Here is an 18,245-nt window from a genome sequence, read left to right as displayed (position 1 = left end):
AAGCTCAGATCAACCCCCGGCTGATCAAACACTCCTGCACCGCCCGGTCGGCCATATCGATCGCCGTGTTGGTGAAGGCGGAGGCCGCCGCATCGGCATTGGCAATGGCGATGCGGCCGAAACTCTGCCGGCCCAATATGTGCGGGCGCTGTTCATCCGGCACATCCGGGTCACCCAGCGTGTCATAGGTATAGGCATAGCCGTGCGGCCAGCGGTTCACGGTGATGCCGGCGATGTCGCGTGCGGCGTCAAAGCCAGCGCCGCCCAGCATGCGCTGCAACTGGGATCGGATCTCGCGTTCGATGGTGGCGTAATCGGTGTTCAGCATGTCGGCGCGGCCGATGCGGTTCTGTTCCTTGCGGGGCAGGCCGGGGCTGTTGGGATTGCGCACCATGTGCAGCACCACCGGCTCATCCGGCGTCTGCGCGCTGCTGTAGCCGCCGATGCGCATCGGCACATCCAGCGCGGTCGTGGTGTGATAGCCATTGGGGGCGTGGATGGCCTTGGTGCCCAGCTTCGCCCAGGCCCGCCAGTTGCTCAGCAGCACATTGGTATACTGCATCGGCACCTTCGACGGGTAATGCAGCGCCGCCTTCTGCGCGTCCGGCAGGCTGGGCACGATGTACGGAATGATGTTGTTGAAACAGGCCATGATCACATTGGCCGCCGTCACCGCGATGCGCTTGCCGCCCTTCACATAGACCACGCGCACGGCCTTTTCCGTGCTGCGCGTTACCGGGCCGGTGTGCTCGGCGCGGATCACCATGGCGTTCAGCCGGATGCGCACGGGATTGGCCGGATTGTCGAGCGCGGCATAATTCGCCGGTGCCAGCACGACTTTTTCCTGATCGAGCGGCCCGCGAAACACGCCAGGCACCAGCGCGGAGACCAGCAGCCGCGCCACCGACGCATTGCCATCGGGCCAATGGAAATGCTGCGCTTCGGCATGGATCTGGCCGGGCAGGGTCATCCCGGCGAAAATCGGTGAGCGACCGCCGCTGGCGATTTCCCAGGCCGGCACCGTATCCACCCGCTTGTTGTTGCGATGGCCCTGCCCGGTGAAATAGGGCAGCGATTCCGGCAGCATGCCGGCATGCTTCAGCAGGAAATCCTGATAGCTGATGGCTTTCAATGCCGCCGCCTTCTGGTCAGGTGTCAGGCCGGGCAGATAATCCTTTTTATCGCTATGCAGCCGCGTCAGGTCGGCCCGCACGGCTGGCGACAGCGGCGCTTCGCCAAAAAACTGCCCCCAGGGCTTTTTGCCGGTGCCGGTCACCAGCCTGTCGCCGGCGAAATGCTCACGGTCGAAGAAGGTGGCGTTGCCCAGCCCGTCATAGGCTTTCGTTTCGAAGCGTTCATAGCTGGTGAGATCGACGCCCAGTTCGGCCAGCATGCGTTTCGAGGTGAAGCTGTACGGGAACGGCGATTCAATGCTCATCGTGCCGCCATAGGCCAGGATGGTGCGGCCCTGATGGACGAACTCGTTGCGCTTGGCGTGGCCGCCGAAATCATCGTGATTGTCGAGGATCAGGATTTTCTGGTCCGCGCCCATGGCCTGCCGGTGGAACCACGCCGCCGACAGGCCGGAAATGCCGCCGCCCACGATCACCAGATCATAATGTTCGCCGCTGTCGTCTGCCGCCAGAGGGCCGCCGAAGCTGCCGTCGCGCGCCATGTGCGCCATTTCGAAGCTGCCCGGATATTGCCCGCGCAGGCCGGTTTTCAGCGGCGGGTAGTCCGCGGCTTGTGCCGCCGCCGCGGTGGGCAGCCCCAGGCCGCCCGCGGCCACCGCCAGCGCCGCGCCGCCGAGAAAATCCCGACGTGCAATCGGCCGCCCCATGCCGAGTTCGTGATCCGACCAGTCCGCCATTATCGCCCCTCTCCGCCGCGCTCTGCCGTGCCGCGCCCCAGTGCGGCATCTGCCCAAGACATTCGGCAAAAGCCGCGCTAATCTTGGCCACCTCTTGCCAGAAGGATAGTCCCGATGCTGCGCCGTGCAATCCCCCTCGCTCTATTGCTGGCGCTGCCGGCGTCGATCGCCGCCCAGCCTGCCCAGCCCGCCACTGCGGGTGTCTGCCGCAACGATGCCAATTATCGGGCCCAGGATTTCACGGTTGGTGAATGGGATGTCTACACCGGCGCCGCCAAGACCGCCGAAGTCTCCATGAAGCTGATCCTCAACGATTGCGTGATCGAGGAGCGCTGGACAGTCTACAAGGGCCGCGATGATGGCAATGGCATCGGCGTGTTCAGCTATTCGCCGCTGTTGAAGAACTGGGGCTATTATTGGGCGACCGACAATGGCGCCACCACCAGCTTCCGTGGGACGCTGATCAAGCCCGGCGAGATGCGTTATGTCACCGAGCGGCCGATGCCGAACGGCAAGGTGCGGCTGCGCCACTGGACGCTGTCGAAAAACCCCGATGGCACCATCCGGGAGCTTTCGGTCGGCACCGAAGACGGCGGTGCCACCTGGATCACCGAATATGATCTGAAATGGGTGCGCAAATGATCTGATGGTCCAGATCGCGATGGAACCGGCCGCGCCGCCGCGTGTTGAACGCGCTCCGGCTGCGGCCATCCTCGATCATCGGGTCCATCGTCATGCTGAAAGCTGCCTTTTGCTTCGCCGTCGTTGCGCTGGTGTTTGGCGTTCTCGGCTTCGGCGGCCTTGCCGGCGCGGCCTGGGGCGTGGCCAAGCTGCTGTTCTGGATCGCGGTGATCATCGCCATCGTGCTGTTCGTGCTGGGCTTCACCCTGTTCAAGAAGGTGACCTGATCCTGTATCAAGGGCTGCAGCACGCCAGCGGGGCCTCCTGACCGAAAGACGCGTTTGCACGGCCGGTTTCGGCCAACAGATCGGCATCATTGCGGCCCTTGTCGTGATCGGCGGGGCCATCGTCGGCATCGCCTGGCTGCTGGTGTCGCTTTTCGAAATGCTGCTGCTGGCATGTGCCGCGCGGGTGCTGGCGGCCATTTTCATCGCGATGACCGACGTTCTGTGCCGTCTTGCCGGCATGAAACATGGGGCCGCGCTCACCCGAGGTCTGCCAGCCGGTCAAATTGCGTATATGAGATTGCTGGCGGCTGCTGAAACCTGAAGGCGCAGGGGTGTCGCTGGCGGGCGATCATGCGGCCTTGTGATTCGACCAGGGGGATCGACTGTGACCACATTCAAGCAGATTCGTTGGATGCCGCTTGTGGCATCGCTTGCCATCGCACTGGCAGCGTGCGGGGATCAGACTGCCAAGGATGGCAAGGAAGGCGCGGCAACCGCTGCCGCCGATGGGCCGAAGCTGGGCATTCGCCCGGCCGGGGATGAAACCATCAAGCTCGATCGCACCAAGATCAAGAACGCCGATCTGCTGAAGATTTATGATCATATCGATGCCAACATCGATTCCCACGTCGTCAATCTGCAGAAATGGATTCAGCAACCCACCGTGTCGAACACCGGCGAAGGCATCCCGGAATCGGCCGAGATGGTGAAGGGCTTCTTCGACAAGCTGGGCTGCCAGAAGACGCAGGTTTTTGATCCCGGCATCAACAAGTGGGGATCCCAGTCCAACCCGGTGGTCTACGCCAAATGCGATGAGGGCGCGGAAAAGACGCTGGCCGTTTACTGGCAGGGCGACACCATGCCGGTCACCCAGCCTGATCTGTGGAAGGCGCCGCCGTTCGAAGGCCGCCTTGTCGAGCAGGCACCCTACAAGAAGGTGTTGATCGGGCGCGGCGCGGTCAATTCCAAGGGCCCGGAAATGTCGTTCTACAACGCCTTGCTGTCGATCAAGGCGGTCACCGGCAAGCTGCCGGTCAACCTGATCTTCATCGTCGAAAGCGATGAGGAGCGCATGGATGTCGGCCTCAACAAGTTCATGCAGGATCATGCCGATCTGGTGAAGGATGCCGATGCGCTGTGGGGCCCCGGCGGTTCGGAAGGCTGCGTGTTCGTCGAGCTGACCACCAGCGGCAAGAGCTGGGGCCGCGGTCCGGTCTATTCCGACATCCACGGTTCCAACAAGCGCTCGGTCGACAGCCCGGCATGGCGGCACATCCAGATGCTGTCCAAGCTGGTTTCGGCCGATGGCAACACGGTGCTGATCCCCGGATTCTATGACAATATCGTGCCGCCCACCAAGGAAGAGCTGGCCATCCTGGCCAAGTCGGCGGCGAAATATGATCTGAAGCGTGCCGCGAACAACCTGGGCGTGGCGCGGTTCATTTCCGATGATCCGCTCACCCAGCTGAAGATGGCGCGGATGGGCACATCGATGAATCTTGATGGCATCTGGGGGGGCAACATGTTTGCCGGCGGTTCCGGCGCCATCCTGCCCAACAAGATCATGTCCAAGCATAATTTCCGCTATGTGCCCAACATGAGCGGGCCGGATATCGTCGCCAAGCTGCGCAAGCATCTCGACAAGCTCGGTTACAAGGATGTCGAGATCAATCTGGTCGGCGATGTGCCTTGGGCCAAGAAGAACACCGACAACGATATCAGCCGTGCCACCGCCTATACCGCGCAGATGTGGGGGCAGAACCATGATCCGATCACGCCCAACGACAGCATCTTGCTGGCCGGCGGCGGCGGCGGTTATTGGCCGGCCTATCTGTTTTCGGGCACCGAATCGCCGATCAACATCCCGATCAGCTCGGTTCGTGGTGGCACGGGCGGCAACGCCCACGCTGCCAATGAATTCTGGGTCATCGAAGGGGCCGGCAATTCGCCGGGGATGGCGACGGCGGAAAAGATCATCGCCACCGCCCTCTACACATATGCCGGGTTGAACGGGCCAATCGCCCTGGCGCCCGAAAAGCCCTGATAACGCCGTCGTACTGATCCCCTTGCACGGATCATTGTCGGGTTTTCCGGCGCCAGTCACATCCAGGGTCATGTCGATGCCAGTGGTTTCACTTCAGAATCTCAAGAAGATCTACAAGCTGGGCGACAATGACGTGCACGCCTTGCGCGGCGTGTCTCTGGATGTGGAGGCGGGGGAATTCGTCGCGATCATCGGGCCTTCGGGTTCGGGCAAATCCACGATGATGCACATCCTGGGCTGTCTCGACCGCCCGACCGAGGGCAAGTATCTGCTGAACGGGGTCGATGTGTCGGGGCTTTCCGCCGACGATCTCGCCGAAATTCGCAATCGGCAGATCGGCTTCGTGTTTCAGGGGTTCAACCTGCTGGCGCGGACATCGGCGCTGGAAAATGTCGAAGTGCCGCTGCTCTATTCGCGTCCGGTGATCCCGCCGGCTGATCGCCGGGCGCGGGCCGGCAAGGCGTTGCAGGCCATCGGCCTGGGGGACCGCACCGATCACCATCCCAACCAGCTTTCCGGCGGCCAGCAGCAGCGCGTGGCCATCGCCCGGGCGCTGGTGAACGAGCCGACGCTGATCCTGGCCGATGAACCGACCGGCAATCTGGACAGCGCCACCAGCATCGAAGTGATGCGGATCCTGCAGGAACTGCGCGCGCGCCGGAACATCACGATCATCCTGATCACCCACGAAGCCGAAATCGCCGCCTATGCCACACGCATCGTGGCGGTGCGCGACGGCGTGATCATCAGCGACACGCCCAACGAACCCAAGAGCCTGCTGGACGACGCGCCGGCCGCGCCGATGGCCGCGGCGGCCAGAGCGGCGAGCGCCTGACCATGTTCAACCCGCTGCCGGCCCTGCCGATGGCGCTTGCCGCTTTGCTGCGCAACCGCAACCAGGCCGCACTGGCGGTGATCGGCGTGACCATCGGCGTTGCGGCGCTGGTGACCTCCATGGCGCTGGGGCGCGGCGCCCAGAATGCGCTCAACGATCAATTGCTCGCCGCCGGGGCCAATGTGATCGTGATCACCTCTGGCAATTATCGCATGGATCGCGGTGCCCGGCCTGATCCGGAAGCCACGATCGGCCATGCGGCCTTCGATGCCGGTGCCTTGCCCACGGTGGTAAGGCCCCGGCTGATGCTGGCCGCCTACAGCCCCGGGTTCCCGGTGGGCGGCAATCGCTTTGGCGGCCTGCTGCGGCAGGTCCACGAAGAAGACGATCCGATGGAGATGCACGATCATCCGCTGGCCAAGGAGCGTCTGGGGGATATGGCGGCGGGCCTGGGTTCCGCCGCAACCCTGACCCGCGATGATGCGCGGGTGCTGGCAGAACAAGTGAAGGGCGTGAAGTTCGTCGTGTCGGGTGTGCACGAGAATGCCCGGGTGTTCGTGGCCGACAGCCCGGAAAAACGCCAATGGTTCACCCGTCTGCACGGCACCGAAGCCGATCTGCCGCAAGTGCGCGCCGGGTGGGTGATCAACCGCGGGCGGTTTCTCAGCCCCGATGACGTGGAGCAGAGCGCGCAGGTGATGGTGCTGGGCCGCGTGGTGGCGGACCGGCTGTTTGGCGAGGGCGTCGATCCGACTGGCAAGACCCTGACGCTGTGGAACCAGCGGTTCCAGGTGATCGGCGTCGTCGGCAGCAAGAGCTGGGCTGCGCAGCCCGTCGCGGGGGATGATCAATTCGATGCGGTCTATGTGCCGGTCACCACGGTGCACCGGCTGCTCAACCTCGGCAAACTCAACACGGTGACGGTCACCACCACGTCGGTCGGCGAAAATGCGGCGGTTGCCAAGCAGATCATCGATCTGCTGCGCGAACGCCATGGCATCACCGAAGCCGAACCCGATGATTTCATTGTCACCAGCATGGCCAAGCAGGCGCTTGGCAAGGGGCTGCCGCCAGAACTGGCCCGGGCCGTGGGCGGCAATCTGGAGCGCGTCGAGGAATTGACCGTCGAACAATTGTCGGGATCGCTGTCGCGCGCCAATCAGACCATGCTGGTCATGCTGGGCAGTGTGGCAGCCGTGTCCTTGCTGGTGGGCGGCATCGGCGTGACCAATCTGCTGTTGCTGTCCGTCACCCAGCGCACACGGGAAGTGGGATTGCGGATCGCGCTTGGCGCACGGCAAAGCGATATCGCGGCGCAATTTCTGCTGGAGGCCGTGCTGCTCAGCCTGATCGGCGGCGTGCTTGGCATCGCGATCGGCGTTGCGGCATCGGGTGGGCTCGAAAGCTTTTTCCACTGGTCGGCGACGGTATCGCCGCTGACGGCGCTGGCGGCGATTGCTGCCGCCCTGGTGCTGGGGATCGTGGCCGGGGTCTATCCCGCCCGGCGTGCATCTGAACTGCGACCAATCGAGGCCCTGCGACATGAATAGGTTTCTGGTTTTGATGACAGGTGTGTTGGCGTTGGCTGCCCTGCCGGCTGCCGCCCAGCATGGTTCGGCCACCCATGGCGATCACAACGCGCACCATGGCGGCGTGGTGGAAATGTGGGGCACGCTGCATTACGAGGTGGTCACGCCGCCGGCGGGCAATGTGATGGTGTATTTCACCGATGAGCAGCGCAACGATCTGCCGGCGTCGGCGGTCCAGCGGCTGCGCGCCGAGATCGTCCGGCCGGATCGGTCGGTCGAGCCGCTGGCCATGGCGATCAGTGCCAATGGCGATCACTGGATGGCGCGCAGCAAGCCGGTGACCAGCGCCAAGACCGTGATCCGCCTGGCCTTTGTGCACCGCGGCGAGCAGGCGACGGTGGAAATCTATGGCGACATGATTCCGCGACTGGCCAAGGCTGCACCAAAGCCTGCGCCCAAGGCCGCAGCCAAAGCGCGTCCCGCTGCCGCCAAGCCGAAGCCGGTTGATCCCCACGCAGGCCATTGATCGACATGGCCAATAATCTCGGCATGGCCTTTCGGGCGCTGTTGCAAAACCGCCTGCAAACGTTGCTCACCCTGCTTGGGGTTGGTGTCGGGGTCGCCATGGTCGTGATCGTGTCCGGGCTTGGCCTGGGTGCGCAGGCGCGGATCGAGGCGCAGATCGAAAGTGCCGGGCCGACGATGATCGTGATCCGCGCCGGAAATTATCAACCGGCCGGCATCGCGTCCGAAGGCACCCAGGACAGCAGCGGCGGTGAACCTTCCGAAGGCGCGGTGTCGGGCGGCGTTGGCGGAGAAGGCGAATTTGATCCGGCCGTGGATGCCGCCATTGTCCAGAACCGCGCCCGGCTGCGCCGCACGGCGGCCCCCATGCGCCATCAACCCGTGCCCGAACCCTTGGGCATCGCCGATATCGCCCTGCTGCGCGGCAAGGTGGCGGATATCAGGGCGATCGCCGGCGTCGTCGAAGGCAATGTCACGCTGGACGATGCCGCATCGGGCCGGGATGTGCGCACACGCATCGTGCGGGTCAGCGGTTTCGAGGCGCCGTGGCCAGAGATGCGCGGCTGGAAACTGGTGGAAGGCCGCATGATCACCGATCAGGAACATGTGGCTGGCGCGCCGCTGATGGTGATGGCGCCCGCGGTGGCCCGGCGGCTGTGGCCGGGTGCAGCGCCCGTGCTGGGCAAATCCCTCGCCATCGGCGGGCGTGAGGTGACGGTTGTCGGCCTTGTCGATGGCACCAAGGATGATGCCGATGAACTGCTGCCGCGCATCTACACGCCGCTGCGCAGTGCCCAGACGGCATTGGCGGCGGGCGGCGGCAATCGCGACACGCTGGATTCAATCACCGTGCGCACCACGTCTGTCGCCGTGACGACGCAGACCGCCAAGGCGATCCGGGCGGTGCTGCGCGCCAAACACCGGTTGCCCGATGACGTGCTCGATGATTTTCGCGTTCAGACACAGAGCGTGATGGCGATGCCGACGATGGGCGGCGATCCGCGGCTGGCGCGATCGGTGCATGGCAATGTCGGCGGGCTGGACGCGGCGTCGTGGCAGGAAATGGCCAAGAGCCTGCGCGCCGCCGGCCGCACCTTCACCCTGCTGCTGGCGGGCGCGGCGGCGGTGTCGCTGCTGGTCGGTGGGATCGGCGTGATGAACATCATGCTGGTTTCGGTTTCGGCGCGCACCCGCGAAATCGGCCTGCGGATGGCGATGGGCGCGCGGGCGCAGGATGTGATGACGCAGTTTCTGGTCGAGGCGCTCACCCTGGCCGGGCTTGGCGGTACCTTTGGCCTCGTGCTGGGTGGCATCGGCCTGGTCTTTGCGGATCAGCGGCTGCACTGGGCCACGGCGGTATCGCCGATCATGCTGGTGCTGGCGTTGGCAATGGCTGCCATCATCGGCGTCGTTTTCGGGATCGGCCCGGCACGCCGGGCGGCGTCGCTCGATCCCGTCGTGGCCTTGCGCGCGGAATAACCCGGCCCGGATTTGCGGAGATCACCATGCTTGCGCTGCTTCCTGTCAACCTCCGCCTCGCGCTGCGCTCGCTCAGCCGCAATCGGCTGCGCAGTTTTCTGACCATGCTGGGGATCATCATCGGCGTGGCCGCGGTGTTGACCATGGTGGCACTCGGTACCGGGGCGCGATCGGCGGTGGAAGGCGAAGTGAGTTCGGCCGGCACGCGGCTGGTGTTCGTGCGCAGCGGCAATTACACGCGCGGCGGGGACAGTATCGGCATCACATCGGGCAGTGGTTCCGCCAGGACCCTGATGCCTGCCGATGCCGACGCGATCCTGCAGAGCATCGACAAGGTGGACATTGTCAGCCGCGGCGTGTCGCTGCGCGATACGCTGACCGCCGGCACCAAGCGCAGCTTTGCCCGGGTGCAGGGCGTCGAGCCGGGCTATGAGCAGGCCTATGGCTGGGAACTGGTGCAGGGCCGCATGCTGGCCGATGGCGCGCCGGAAGCGGTGATCGGTGCCACCCTGGCCGGGCAATTGTTCGGGCGCGGCGAAGATCCCGTCGGCCAGACCGTGACGTTGGCCGATACGGCGTTCACGATTGTCGGCGTGACCACCGGCGTGTCGGAAGATCATGCCGAAGTGTTGTTCGTGCCGTGGCAGCGTTTGCAGGCCATCCGCGGCGGCAGCCATATCGATACGATCGTCGTGGCCGCGCAAAAGGCCGGCGAGGCGTCGATTGTGGCCGATGCGGTGCGCAAATTGCTGCGCGAACGCCACCGCAAGGCGCCCGGCGCACCGTCCACCGGCGGCTTTGTCAGCGCGGCGCCCGTGCAATCGGCGCAAGCGTCCATGGGTGCGGCAGATGATTTCACCGTGGAAACCCAGGCCGCCAAGGCGCTGACGCAGGGGCTGTATACGCCGGCAGCGGCCTTTGCGCTGGCCAACCTGCCCAAGCTCGATGAAGTGACACTGGAAGAAATGTCGGACACGCTCGATCGGGCCAGCGATACGATGACGGCGCTGCTGGCCAGCATTGCCGGCGTGTCGCTGATCGTTGGTGGCATCGGCATCATGAACATCATGCTGGTCTCGGTGACGGAACGCACGCGCGAGGTCGGGCTGCGGGTGGCGGCGGGCGCGCGATCATCGGATATCGGGATGCAGTTTCTGGTCGAGGCCATGACCCTCAGCCTGATCGGCGGCCTGATCGGGCTGGTGATCGGATTGGCCGCGTCGTGGATCATCGGTTGGTCGCTGGGCTGGCCGGCGCATGTGTCGATTTCGGCGATGGCGCTGGCGGTTGGGGTTTCGGCAGCGGTCGGTCTGGTGTTCGGGATCTATCCGGCGCAGCGGGCCGCGCGGCTGGATCCCATCGATGCACTCCGCACCGAATAGGCGGCTGTTGAAGGCGGCTGGGTGGCGGCTGGTTGCCCGCTACGCGGCGCTGGCATCGCTGCTGTGTGCGGCGGGCGTCTTGCTGTGGATCGGCTGGCCCGATTCACCCGATAACAGGCTGGACGCGGCCGGCAGGCGCTATGCCGAACTGGCGGTGCGCGGCCTTGGCCCGGACGAGATCGACGCCTATTTCGGGCCGGTCATTGCGCAAGACCGGCTGCCGCCCGCTGTGCTGCGGCAGGAGGTGCAGGCGCTGGCTTCAGAAATTCGCACGGCGCAGGCGCCCGTGGAACGCCGCGCCCGTCTGCTGGCCCGCATCGAACAGCTCGATGCGCTGATCGGGCTGATCGCGGCGCCGCGCCGCCCGGGCTTTGATGCCGAAGCGGCGGCGATCTTCGGCATCGCGCCAGCGCGGATCGACATGGCGGCGCAGGCGGCGGCGCGGCAATCCCTGGCGGCGCTGCTGCCGGGGTCGGGTCCGCTGGCGCAGCGGGTGATGGCATATCGCCGCCGGTTTGCGCTGCCGCCGGACAAGCGCAAGGCGGTGTTTGCCCGCGCGCTGGCCGAATGCCGGGCGCGCACGCTGGCCAGATGGCCGCTGCCGGCACAGGAACATCTCGACATCGAATGGACCAGCCGCGTGCCGGCGGCGTGGCACCGCTATCTCGGCCATTATCAAAGCCGCCTGCAGATCAACCCGGCGGCGGTTGCCGATCCGGCCGTGGCACTCGATCTGGCCTGTCACGAAGCCTATCCGGGGCACCACGCGCAGTTCGTGTTGCTGGAGGTGCGCACCGCGATCCGGCCGGAAGACAGCGTCGTGCTGCTGCGATCGCCGCAATCGGCCTTGCGCGAAGGCAGCGCCAACGCCGGCATCGATCTGGCCTTCCCGCCGGCCGATCGCCTGACGTTCATGGCCGGCACCCTGTTTCCACTGGCCGGCTTTTCGCCCGAAGACGCCCGCCTGCACGGCCAGGTGCACCAATTGATCGGGACGCTGGCGCTTTCCACCATCCCGATCCTGCGTCGTTATCGCGATGGCGACAGCAGCCGTGAAGCGACGCTGGCGGCGCTTGCCGATGAGGCGCTGATCTCCAGCCCGGAGGCGCTGCTGGCGTTCTTTGATCGCTATGGCACGCTGGTTGCCGGCTATTCGGTGGCGCAGCAGCGGGTGGCCCGCTGTGTGAACGCATCGCGCGATCGCTGGGCCGCCCTGCGCCTGTTGGTGGCCAGCGTCGACACAAGGCCTCTGGGCCAGGCCGAAACCGCCAGCCCGTGCGCAGGCCGTTGGCCCGCCGCGTCGGGACGCTGAAACGCCTTCAGCCGGGCCTGGTTCAGTCTGCGGCGTCTCTCGCCGCCAGCTTGCGTTCCCAGGCGATGGCATCGGCGACGATCCGATCGAGATCGTCCAATGCCGGTTGCCAGCCGAGCTGGCCGCGGATCCGGCTGGTGTCTGCCACCAGGCGGGCCACATCACCGGGGCGACGGCCGGCGGCGATGCGGTGCAGCGTCTGTCCCGAAACGCGATCGACCGCATCGAGCACGTCGAGAACCGAGGCGCCATGGCCATAGCCGACGTTGAAGGTCAGGCTCTGGTCCGGCTGGGCGGCCAGTGCATCCAATGTGGACAGATGGGCCGCCGCCAGATCGGTGATGTGAATATAGTCACGGATGCCGGTGCCGTCGGGCGTGCCGAAATCATTGCCGGTCACCAGCACGGAATCGCGTTTGCCGATCACCGCCTCCGCAGCGATCTTGATCAGATGGGTGGCGGTTTTCGATACCTGGCCCGAACGCCCTGCCGGATCGGCGCCGGCGACGTTGAAATAGCGCAGCACGCCGACATTGACGGCGCCGGTGGCTGCGACATCGGCAAGCACGCGTTCGACCATCGCCTTGCTGGCGGCATAGGGGTTGACCGGGGCGAAGGGCAGATCTTCCGACAGGCGGTCCGCATCGGGTGCGCCATAGACGGTGGCGGTTGAGGAAAACAGCAGATGGCGAGCGCCGCCGGCCATGGCGGCAGCGAACAAGGCGACCGCACGGCCGACATTGATGTCGTAATAGGTCAGCGGCTTTTCGACGGATTCCGGCACCGAAATCACCCCGGCGCAGTGAATGACCGCGGCGATGCCATGATCGGCGACCAGCTTCGTGACCAGCGCGCTATCGGCGCAATCGCCTTCGACGAACTGCGCGCCTTCCGGCACCAGCCAGCGGTTGCCGGTGGACAGATTGTCGAGGATCAGCACCTGATCGCCGCGATCAAGCAGCGCCAGCGCAATATGCGAACCGATATAGCCGGCACCGCCGGTGACAAGAATCATGGCCTAGCCTCGCTTTCGAGGGGCACGGATAACACTGATTTGGCCGAATGTAAGGCCGCATTGCTGCAATGCGGCGCACCCAGCCAGTGTTCGCGATCCCGCGTGGACGGGCCCCGCCCCGCGCGTGCGGCACCGACACCTGGTGCTGCCGCCGCCTGAGATCCCGCTTGATCATGCCGTGTCCCGGCAAATCCCGGAACGACGGGCTGTTTGGTGCGGCCAAGAAGACTCGAACTTCCACGGCCTTTCGGCCACAACGACCTCAACGTTGCGCGTCTACCAATTCCGCCATGGCCGCACACGATGGAATGGGGGTGGCCCCCCTTCGGCAGATGGCGCGGGTAGCAGGGCAGGGCGGCGGGTGCAAGCCTGTCGTTGGCTTGCCCGCCGCCCATCGCCAATCAATTATATTTGCGCAGTTCGTTCTTGGCGATTGCCTGGCGGTGCACTTCGTCCGGGCCGTCGGCAAGGCGCAGGGTGCGCTGACCGGCATAGCCGCTGGCGAGGCCATAATCCTGGCAGACGCCGCCGCCGCCGTGGGCCTGGATGGCGTGATCGTGGATCAGGCAGCTCATGTTGGGGGCGACCACCTTGATCATGGCGATCTCGTTGGCGGCCGCCTTGTTGCCGACCGTATCCATCATGTAGGCGGCCTTCAGGGTCAGCAGCCGCGCCTGTTCGATGGCGATGCGCGAATCGGCAATGCGTTCATGCCACAGGCTGTGTTCCGAAATCGCCTTGCCGAAGGCGACGCGGCTCTTCAGGCGCTTCACCATCTTTTCCAGGGCGCGTTCGGCGGCACCGATGCTGCGCATGCAGTGGTGGATGCGGCCTGGCCCCAGGCGGCCTTGGGCGATTTCAAAGCCGCGGCCTTCGCCAAGCAGCATGTTGGCCACCGGCACGCGGACATTGTCGAGGATCACTTCGAAATGGCCGTGCGGTGCGTCATCATAGCCGAACACCGAAAGCGGGCGCAGCTTGGTGATGCCGGGGGCATCCAGCGGCACCAGCACCTGGCTCTGCTGCTGGTGGCGCGGTGCGCCTGGATCGGTCTTGCCCATCACGATGGCGATGCTGCAGCGCGGATCGCCGACGCCCGAAGACCACCATTTGCGGCCGTTGATCACATATTCATCGCCTTCGCGGCGGATCGACGTCTCGATGTTGGTGGCGTCGGACGAAGCCACCGCCGGTTCGGTCATCAGGAAGGCGGAGCGGATTTCGCCGGCCATCAGCGGCTTCAGCCAGCGCTGCTTCTGTTCGTCGGTGCCATAGGTGCGCAGCACTTCCATGTTGCCGGTGTCGGGCGCGGAGCAGTTGAACACTTCCGACGACCAGCCGGCGCGGCCCATTTCCTCGGCCAGTGGTGCATATTCCAGATTGGTCAGGCCGGGGCCTTTCCATTCGCCGGTGTCATGCGCGCAGATGTTGAGGAACAGGTTCCACAGCCCGGCTTCACGCGCCTTGGGCTTCAGTTCCTCGATGATCGGCAGCACCTTCCAGCGCTCGCCTTCCTGCACTTCCTGGCGATAGCGTTCCTCGTTGGGGAAAATATGCTGATCCATGAAGCCACGGACCTGTTCGATCAGGCCCTTGGTCTTGTCGCTATATTCGAAAAACATGGGATTCCCCTTCGGTGGCTTCTGGTTGTGCAGGCTGCACTGCTGTCATGCCCCGGCATGCTTGGCCACTGGCAAAAAGGAAAGACCGGATGATTGCGTAGCGGCCGGCGGTCGCCGCGCCAAATCCCCCCAAATCCCCCCCCCAAATCCCCCGATGCTGCGCGATGCACCCGCACGTCATGGCGCGCCCCGCGCGACAGGGGCCTGGTTCAGGCGGGCGCCGCCGTCAGCGCCGCTTGTGTGGAACAGATTTCCGCAGGGTGGCCAGGAACATGTCGCCCATGATTTCGGGCCGACCTTCGAACATGCGCGTGACCTTGTCGGGGCCGGCCAATTGCTTGCGCAAGGTGGCGCGTTCGAGATGATTGTCGGCCAGGCGCACGGCGGCGGCAATATAGTCCAGCTCACTGCGCGTTGTCAGCCAGGATGGAAAGTTGAGACGGCTGAAGATGCCCTCGTCGATATGTTCATGAACTTCCGGGCCGGACAGGCAAACGCCAACGAGCCCCGCCGAAACCGTATCGATGATGCCGTTGGTGTTGCCGAACGGGAACGGGTTGATGAACATGTCGCAATTGGTGATCACGTCCATGTAGCGCGCATAGGGCTGGTGCTCGTGCACCGTCACCGAATCCCCCAGCACCTGGTTGCAGGCGCGCTTGACCTGCGGATAGACCAGCCCCTGGGCCAGGCCGATCAGAAATTCGAAATGGACCTCGACCTTCGCTTGCTGGCGGATCGCGGCGCAGGCTTCCAGGAATCGCGGGTTCAGCTTCATCGTGGTCGAACACACGGCGATGCGAACCGGTTCGACGTTCAACCGCGGCTTGCGCTCGGGCAGGTCGACCGCCAAGGCCGATGGACGATAGGGCATTCCATCGGAAGGCAGGATCATCAGCTTCTCGCTGAAGCAGGCGGGATCGCCGACATAATCTTCTTCGACCACCACATAATCGATTGCCGGGGAATGGGTCGTGGCCGGATGGCCCAGCGCAATGATCTGGATCGGCGCCGATCGAACGGTGGCCAGCCACATCGTCAGCGGGAACATCCCGACGCTTGGCATGTACAGGATCTGCGCGCCAAGCCGTTCGGAAACCGCGCGGATCTCGCGGATCTGGTCCACGGCCTGTTCGCGTTCCAGCGGGATGAATTCATCGAAAACCTGCTTGGTGATCTCATCGACACAGCTTGCCTTGCCCATGGCCACCACGTGGAAATGCCGGCGCGCGGCTTCCATGGTCCGGCTGTGGGTCCGGTAGATCGAGTGGCCGGAGGTAAACCATTCCAGCACGACCAGCAGCACCGGCTTTTCCGGTCCGATGGCGGGCTTGCGCTTGATGTCCGTTATGGCCTGCTTGCCAAGTTCCCGCCGCAGCAGGCGGCTGATCCCGCGTTTCACGTCGTGCTTGTCGCGCCGGTTGGCATAGCTGCAATGCATGTAGACATCGTGCAGCACGCCGACGGGCAATTGGCCCAGATCCTGGTGGTTTGCCAGTTTCTGCGCCAGCCACGGCAAAATCTGTTCGCGTTTGCCATGCGCGGCGGGGGTGCCGAGGAAGCGGGCGGACAGCAGGCTGATGCAGGCGCCAAGGATCATTCCCGGCGCGACCTTCCACAGATTGTCCAGATCGAAGCGCAGTTCCGAATTCGGATGGTAAAGCAGGCAGTATCGGAACAGGTCCTTTGTATCGAGCGTGATGTCGTGCGGCGACCCTGGCCCCCCCACATGGAATGATCGCAGGATGTGATCGGCATTGCCAAACGGGCTGGCGGCAAAGATGGCGGAAAGCCACCGCTGCAATGTCAGCAATTCCGCATGAACGGCCGGGGCGAATCCCAATTTGGGGTCCGACAGCAGGGCGGACACGGCGGCGGCCGTGCGGGTCACCAGATGCAGCGTCTGATCGTCCCTGGCCAGGGGCACCGGCAATTCCAGGGCATAATCCGGCGCGAACTGGCCGAAGCTGCGATCCAGCGACCGCAACAGCGACAGGAGTTCCAGGGCGGCCAGCTCATGTTCGCGCCGGTAGCAATGATATTCGAGCTTTTCGAGCGATGCCATCAACGGGCTACCTTGTGCTTGATCGGATTCAATCCGACCGGTGGATTCGCAGCTGATCGGGTACAGGCCAGCAAGCCGAACCAATATCAAGATTGCACATACTAAAGCGACCGGCCAGCGCCTGCATATGCGCCGTCAGATCGCGCCGGAAACCCAATACATGACGGCATAAGCCTATTCATATAGCCATTTGGTTTAAATCGTCACACTATCAGGCTACTAGGTTGCCGGCGATCTGTGTGGCAAAGGCCGCGCGCAGGATTTCCGCTGTGCGTGTTGCGGGAATAGGTTGCGGCAGTCATTGGATAGTTAAAGAGGATTAATCATGCTTTATTCGAATGCCAAATCGCGCGAACGCGCAATGAGCAGGCTCAGCGCTCTGCTGCTTACCTCCATGCTGGCCAGCGCCGCAACGTCGGTGACGGCTGCGCCTACGGATCCGTTGGCGCAGACCTCTGCGGGCATCTACCTTCTGGATGTGCAGTTGAAAGCGCCGCCGTTGCCGGCTGATTGCGGCTGGCCATGCACTACCAACCCCTCCTCTGGCGCCAGCACCGACCCCACAGCCTCCCCTCCGAACTGCAATGTGGGAATCGTCACCAACAGCACCCCGGAAGTCAACACGACCAGCACCGTCAACGTGACCGACGCCGCCAACGGCAGCTCGATCACGACGACGACCACCGTGTCCAACCGCACGCAAACGACGACCACCAACTTCACCGCCACGGATGAGGGCAGCGAACAACTGTTCGGTCAGAACGTCAGCACCTTCTACACAGCCAGTGCCGACGCCACCGTGACGGTCAACCAGACGAAGACTGATACGTCTGTCGTGGAAGTGATCGGCCCGCTGAACGGCAATCAAACCTTCAACACCACGTCGACGCCCGGCAATTACACCGACGTCGCGAACACCACCGTGGCCAATGTCACGAACGTGACCCTGAGCGGCTCTGCCAATACCCAGATCACCGGCATGCTCTCGGCCGGCGTTCAGTCGCAAGACAACGGCAAGGGCGACGGCACGGCGACCCTCAACGCTGGCATCGGCGCTGTCACCACCGAAGGCACCGTCTATCTGGCTGTCACCGGCACGGCGAAGTTCAACACGACCACCAATGCCACGGACGTCAGCGTGAACAGCCTGAGCGGCACCGCTCTGACCACCCAAGGCCTGCTGGTCGGCAGCGCATCGATCCATGGCGACGCCAACAACACGACGGCCGCATACTCCGCGACCATCGTGTCGGATTTCGGTGTCCGCGTTGCCAATGGCACTATCGGTGAGGGCGGCTTCTCCGAGCAGTCCACCACCGTGGGATCTGGCTTCGTTGACACGGCCGTGGTTACCGGCAACGGTGACGGCAATGCGCTGGTCCTGCTGGGCGGCGGCGGCAAGTCCGACGTCGTCAAGACCAGCAATGCGCCGACGATCGTGACGATCGACAGTGCGGGCATGACCGTGAGCAACGGCAGCGGGGACACCTTCCAGGTCGACAGCGACGGCAATGGCACGCTCGCTGGTACGCTGACCGTGGCTGGCGGCACTGTTGTGATCGGCTCCACCACCACCAACGGCATCAGCAATGCTGGCGACATCGCCACCACCACGCTGAACGTGACGGGTGCGACCACCACCAACGGCGTCACCAACAC

15 protein-coding genes and 1 tRNA gene are annotated in these 18,245 nt (G+C 64.4%); 11 read left to right on the top strand and 5 right to left on the bottom strand.

The features are described 5' to 3' along the window. Positions 1 to 4: 4 nt before the first annotated feature. Positions 5 to 1,870, bottom strand: coding sequence for an NAD(P)/FAD-dependent oxidoreductase (locus tag ABWP22_RS09775; RefSeq protein WP_353199783.1), 1,866 nt, complete (start codon positions 1,868 to 1,870; stop codon positions 5 to 7). Positions 1,871 to 1,984: 114 nt separating this feature from the next. Between ABWP22_RS09775 and ABWP22_RS09770 the strand changes: the two genes are divergently transcribed. The 10 genes from ABWP22_RS09770 to ABWP22_RS09725 all read left to right on the top strand — a co-directional run bounded on the left by ABWP22_RS09770 (position 1,985) and on the right by ABWP22_RS09725 (position 11,884). Continuing rightward, positions 1,985 to 2,512, top strand: a complete 528-nt coding sequence (locus ABWP22_RS09770) for a hypothetical protein (RefSeq protein ID WP_353199782.1) — start codon at positions 1,985 to 1,987, stop codon at positions 2,510 to 2,512. A 41-nt stretch (positions 2,513 to 2,553) separates the two neighbouring features. Beyond that, positions 2,554 to 2,778, top strand: a complete 225-nt coding sequence (locus ABWP22_RS09765) for a DUF1328 domain-containing protein (RefSeq protein ID WP_502951110.1) — start codon at positions 2,554 to 2,556, stop codon at positions 2,776 to 2,778. A 103-nt stretch (positions 2,779 to 2,881) separates the two neighbouring features. After that, positions 2,882 to 3,100 (top strand): hypothetical protein, encoded by a 219-nt coding sequence (locus ABWP22_RS09760; protein ID WP_353199781.1) that lies wholly within the window; start codon positions 2,882 to 2,884, stop codon positions 3,098 to 3,100. 90 nt (positions 3,101 to 3,190) lie between these two features. Then, positions 3,191 to 4,822 (top strand): M20/M25/M40 family metallo-hydrolase, encoded by a 1,632-nt coding sequence (locus ABWP22_RS09755; RefSeq protein ID WP_353199780.1) that lies wholly within the window; start codon positions 3,191 to 3,193, stop codon positions 4,820 to 4,822. Positions 4,823 to 4,892: 70 nt separating this feature from the next. Continuing rightward, a complete protein-coding gene (locus ABWP22_RS09750) occupies positions 4,893 to 5,657 on the top strand; it encodes an ABC transporter ATP-binding protein (protein ID WP_353199779.1) in 765 nt (254 codons plus the stop codon). 2 nt (positions 5,658 to 5,659) lie between these two features. Further along, the gene (locus ABWP22_RS09745) at positions 5,660 to 7,207 is read left to right on the top strand and encodes an ABC transporter permease (RefSeq protein WP_353199778.1); all 1,548 of its coding nucleotides are present in this window, start codon (positions 5,660 to 5,662) and stop codon (positions 7,205 to 7,207) included. Between the two features lie 13 nt (positions 7,208 to 7,220). Then, positions 7,221 to 7,712 (top strand): hypothetical protein, encoded by a 492-nt coding sequence (locus ABWP22_RS09740; RefSeq protein WP_353199777.1) that lies wholly within the window; start codon positions 7,221 to 7,223, stop codon positions 7,710 to 7,712. Positions 7,713 to 7,717: 5 nt separating this feature from the next. After that, positions 7,718 to 9,190, top strand: a complete 1,473-nt coding sequence (locus ABWP22_RS09735) for an ABC transporter permease (protein ID WP_353199776.1) — start codon at positions 7,718 to 7,720, stop codon at positions 9,188 to 9,190. 26 nt (positions 9,191 to 9,216) lie between these two features. Next, positions 9,217 to 10,572, top strand: coding sequence for an ABC transporter permease (locus tag ABWP22_RS09730; protein WP_353199775.1), 1,356 nt, complete (start codon positions 9,217 to 9,219; stop codon positions 10,570 to 10,572). Beyond that, positions 10,553 to 11,884, top strand: coding sequence for a hypothetical protein (locus ABWP22_RS09725; RefSeq protein ID WP_353199774.1), 1,332 nt, complete (start codon positions 10,553 to 10,555; stop codon positions 11,882 to 11,884). Before ABWP22_RS09730 ends, ABWP22_RS09725 begins: the two co-directional genes overlap by 20 nt. 22 nt (positions 11,885 to 11,906) lie before the next feature. On the opposite strand, the gene galE is transcribed toward ABWP22_RS09725, so the two are convergent. The 4 genes from galE to ABWP22_RS09705 form a co-directional block, all read right to left on the bottom strand. Then, complete coding sequence (galE, locus tag ABWP22_RS09720) at positions 11,907 to 12,899, bottom strand: UDP-glucose 4-epimerase GalE (protein ID WP_353199773.1); 993 nt, start codon at positions 12,897 to 12,899, stop codon at positions 11,907 to 11,909. Positions 12,900 to 13,110: 211 nt separating this feature from the next. Continuing rightward, a tRNA-Leu gene (locus ABWP22_RS09715) sits at positions 13,111 to 13,197 on the bottom strand. Positions 13,198 to 13,300: 103 nt separating this feature from the next. Beyond that, positions 13,301 to 14,521, bottom strand: coding sequence for an acyl-CoA dehydrogenase family protein (locus ABWP22_RS09710; protein WP_353199772.1), 1,221 nt, complete (start codon positions 14,519 to 14,521; stop codon positions 13,301 to 13,303). A 226-nt stretch (positions 14,522 to 14,747) separates the two neighbouring features. Beyond that, positions 14,748 to 16,586, bottom strand: coding sequence for a hypothetical protein (locus ABWP22_RS09705; protein WP_353199771.1), 1,839 nt, complete (start codon positions 16,584 to 16,586; stop codon positions 14,748 to 14,750). 325 nt (positions 16,587 to 16,911) lie between these two features. Here ABWP22_RS09705 and ABWP22_RS09700 point away from each other — a divergent pair. Further along, positions 16,912 to 18,245, top strand: a 1,334-nt coding sequence (locus tag ABWP22_RS09700) for a hypothetical protein (protein WP_353199770.1), incomplete at its 3' end; no start/stop codon positions are given.

Source organism: Sandarakinorhabdus sp., assembly GCF_040398665.1.
Lineage (GTDB): Bacteria > Pseudomonadota > Alphaproteobacteria > Sphingomonadales > Sphingomonadaceae > Sandarakinorhabdus.
Note: the sequence above shows the minus strand (reverse complement) of the source record. Positions and strands in the feature narration are given on the sequence as shown.

Bases quoted from the DNA above. Each gene is read 5' to 3' on its own strand.
- ABWP22_RS09775 (WP_353199783.1), bottom strand. From the start codon at position 1,870: ATGGCGGACTGGTCGGATCACGAACTCGGCATGGGGCGGCCGATTGCA.
- ABWP22_RS09770 (WP_353199782.1), top strand. From the start codon at position 1,985: ATGCTGCGCCGTGCAATCCCCCTCGCTCTATTGCTGGCGCTGCCGGCG.
- ABWP22_RS09755 (WP_353199780.1), top strand. From the start codon at position 3,191: ATGCCGCTTGTGGCATCGCTTGCCATCGCACTGGCAGCGTGCGGGGAT.
- ABWP22_RS09750 (WP_353199779.1), top strand. From the start codon at position 4,893: ATGTCGATGCCAGTGGTTTCACTTCAGAATCTCAAGAAGATCTACAAG.
- ABWP22_RS09745 (WP_353199778.1), top strand. From the start codon at position 5,660: ATGTTCAACCCGCTGCCGGCCCTGCCGATGGCGCTTGCCGCTTTGCTG.
- ABWP22_RS09740 (WP_353199777.1), top strand. From the start codon at position 7,221: ATGACAGGTGTGTTGGCGTTGGCTGCCCTGCCGGCTGCCGCCCAGCAT.
- ABWP22_RS09735 (WP_353199776.1), top strand. From the start codon at position 7,718: ATGGCCAATAATCTCGGCATGGCCTTTCGGGCGCTGTTGCAAAACCGC.
- ABWP22_RS09730 (WP_353199775.1), top strand. From the start codon at position 9,217: ATGCTTGCGCTGCTTCCTGTCAACCTCCGCCTCGCGCTGCGCTCGCTC.
- ABWP22_RS09725 (WP_353199774.1), top strand. From the start codon at position 10,553: ATGCACTCCGCACCGAATAGGCGGCTGTTGAAGGCGGCTGGGTGGCGG.
- galE (WP_353199773.1), bottom strand. From the start codon at position 12,899: ATGATTCTTGTCACCGGCGGTGCCGGCTATATCGGTTCGCATATTGCG.
- ABWP22_RS09710 (WP_353199772.1), bottom strand. From the start codon at position 14,521: ATGTTTTTCGAATATAGCGACAAGACCAAGGGCCTGATCGAACAGGTC.
- ABWP22_RS09705 (WP_353199771.1), bottom strand. From the start codon at position 16,586: ATGGCATCGCTCGAAAAGCTCGAATATCATTGCTACCGGCGCGAACAT.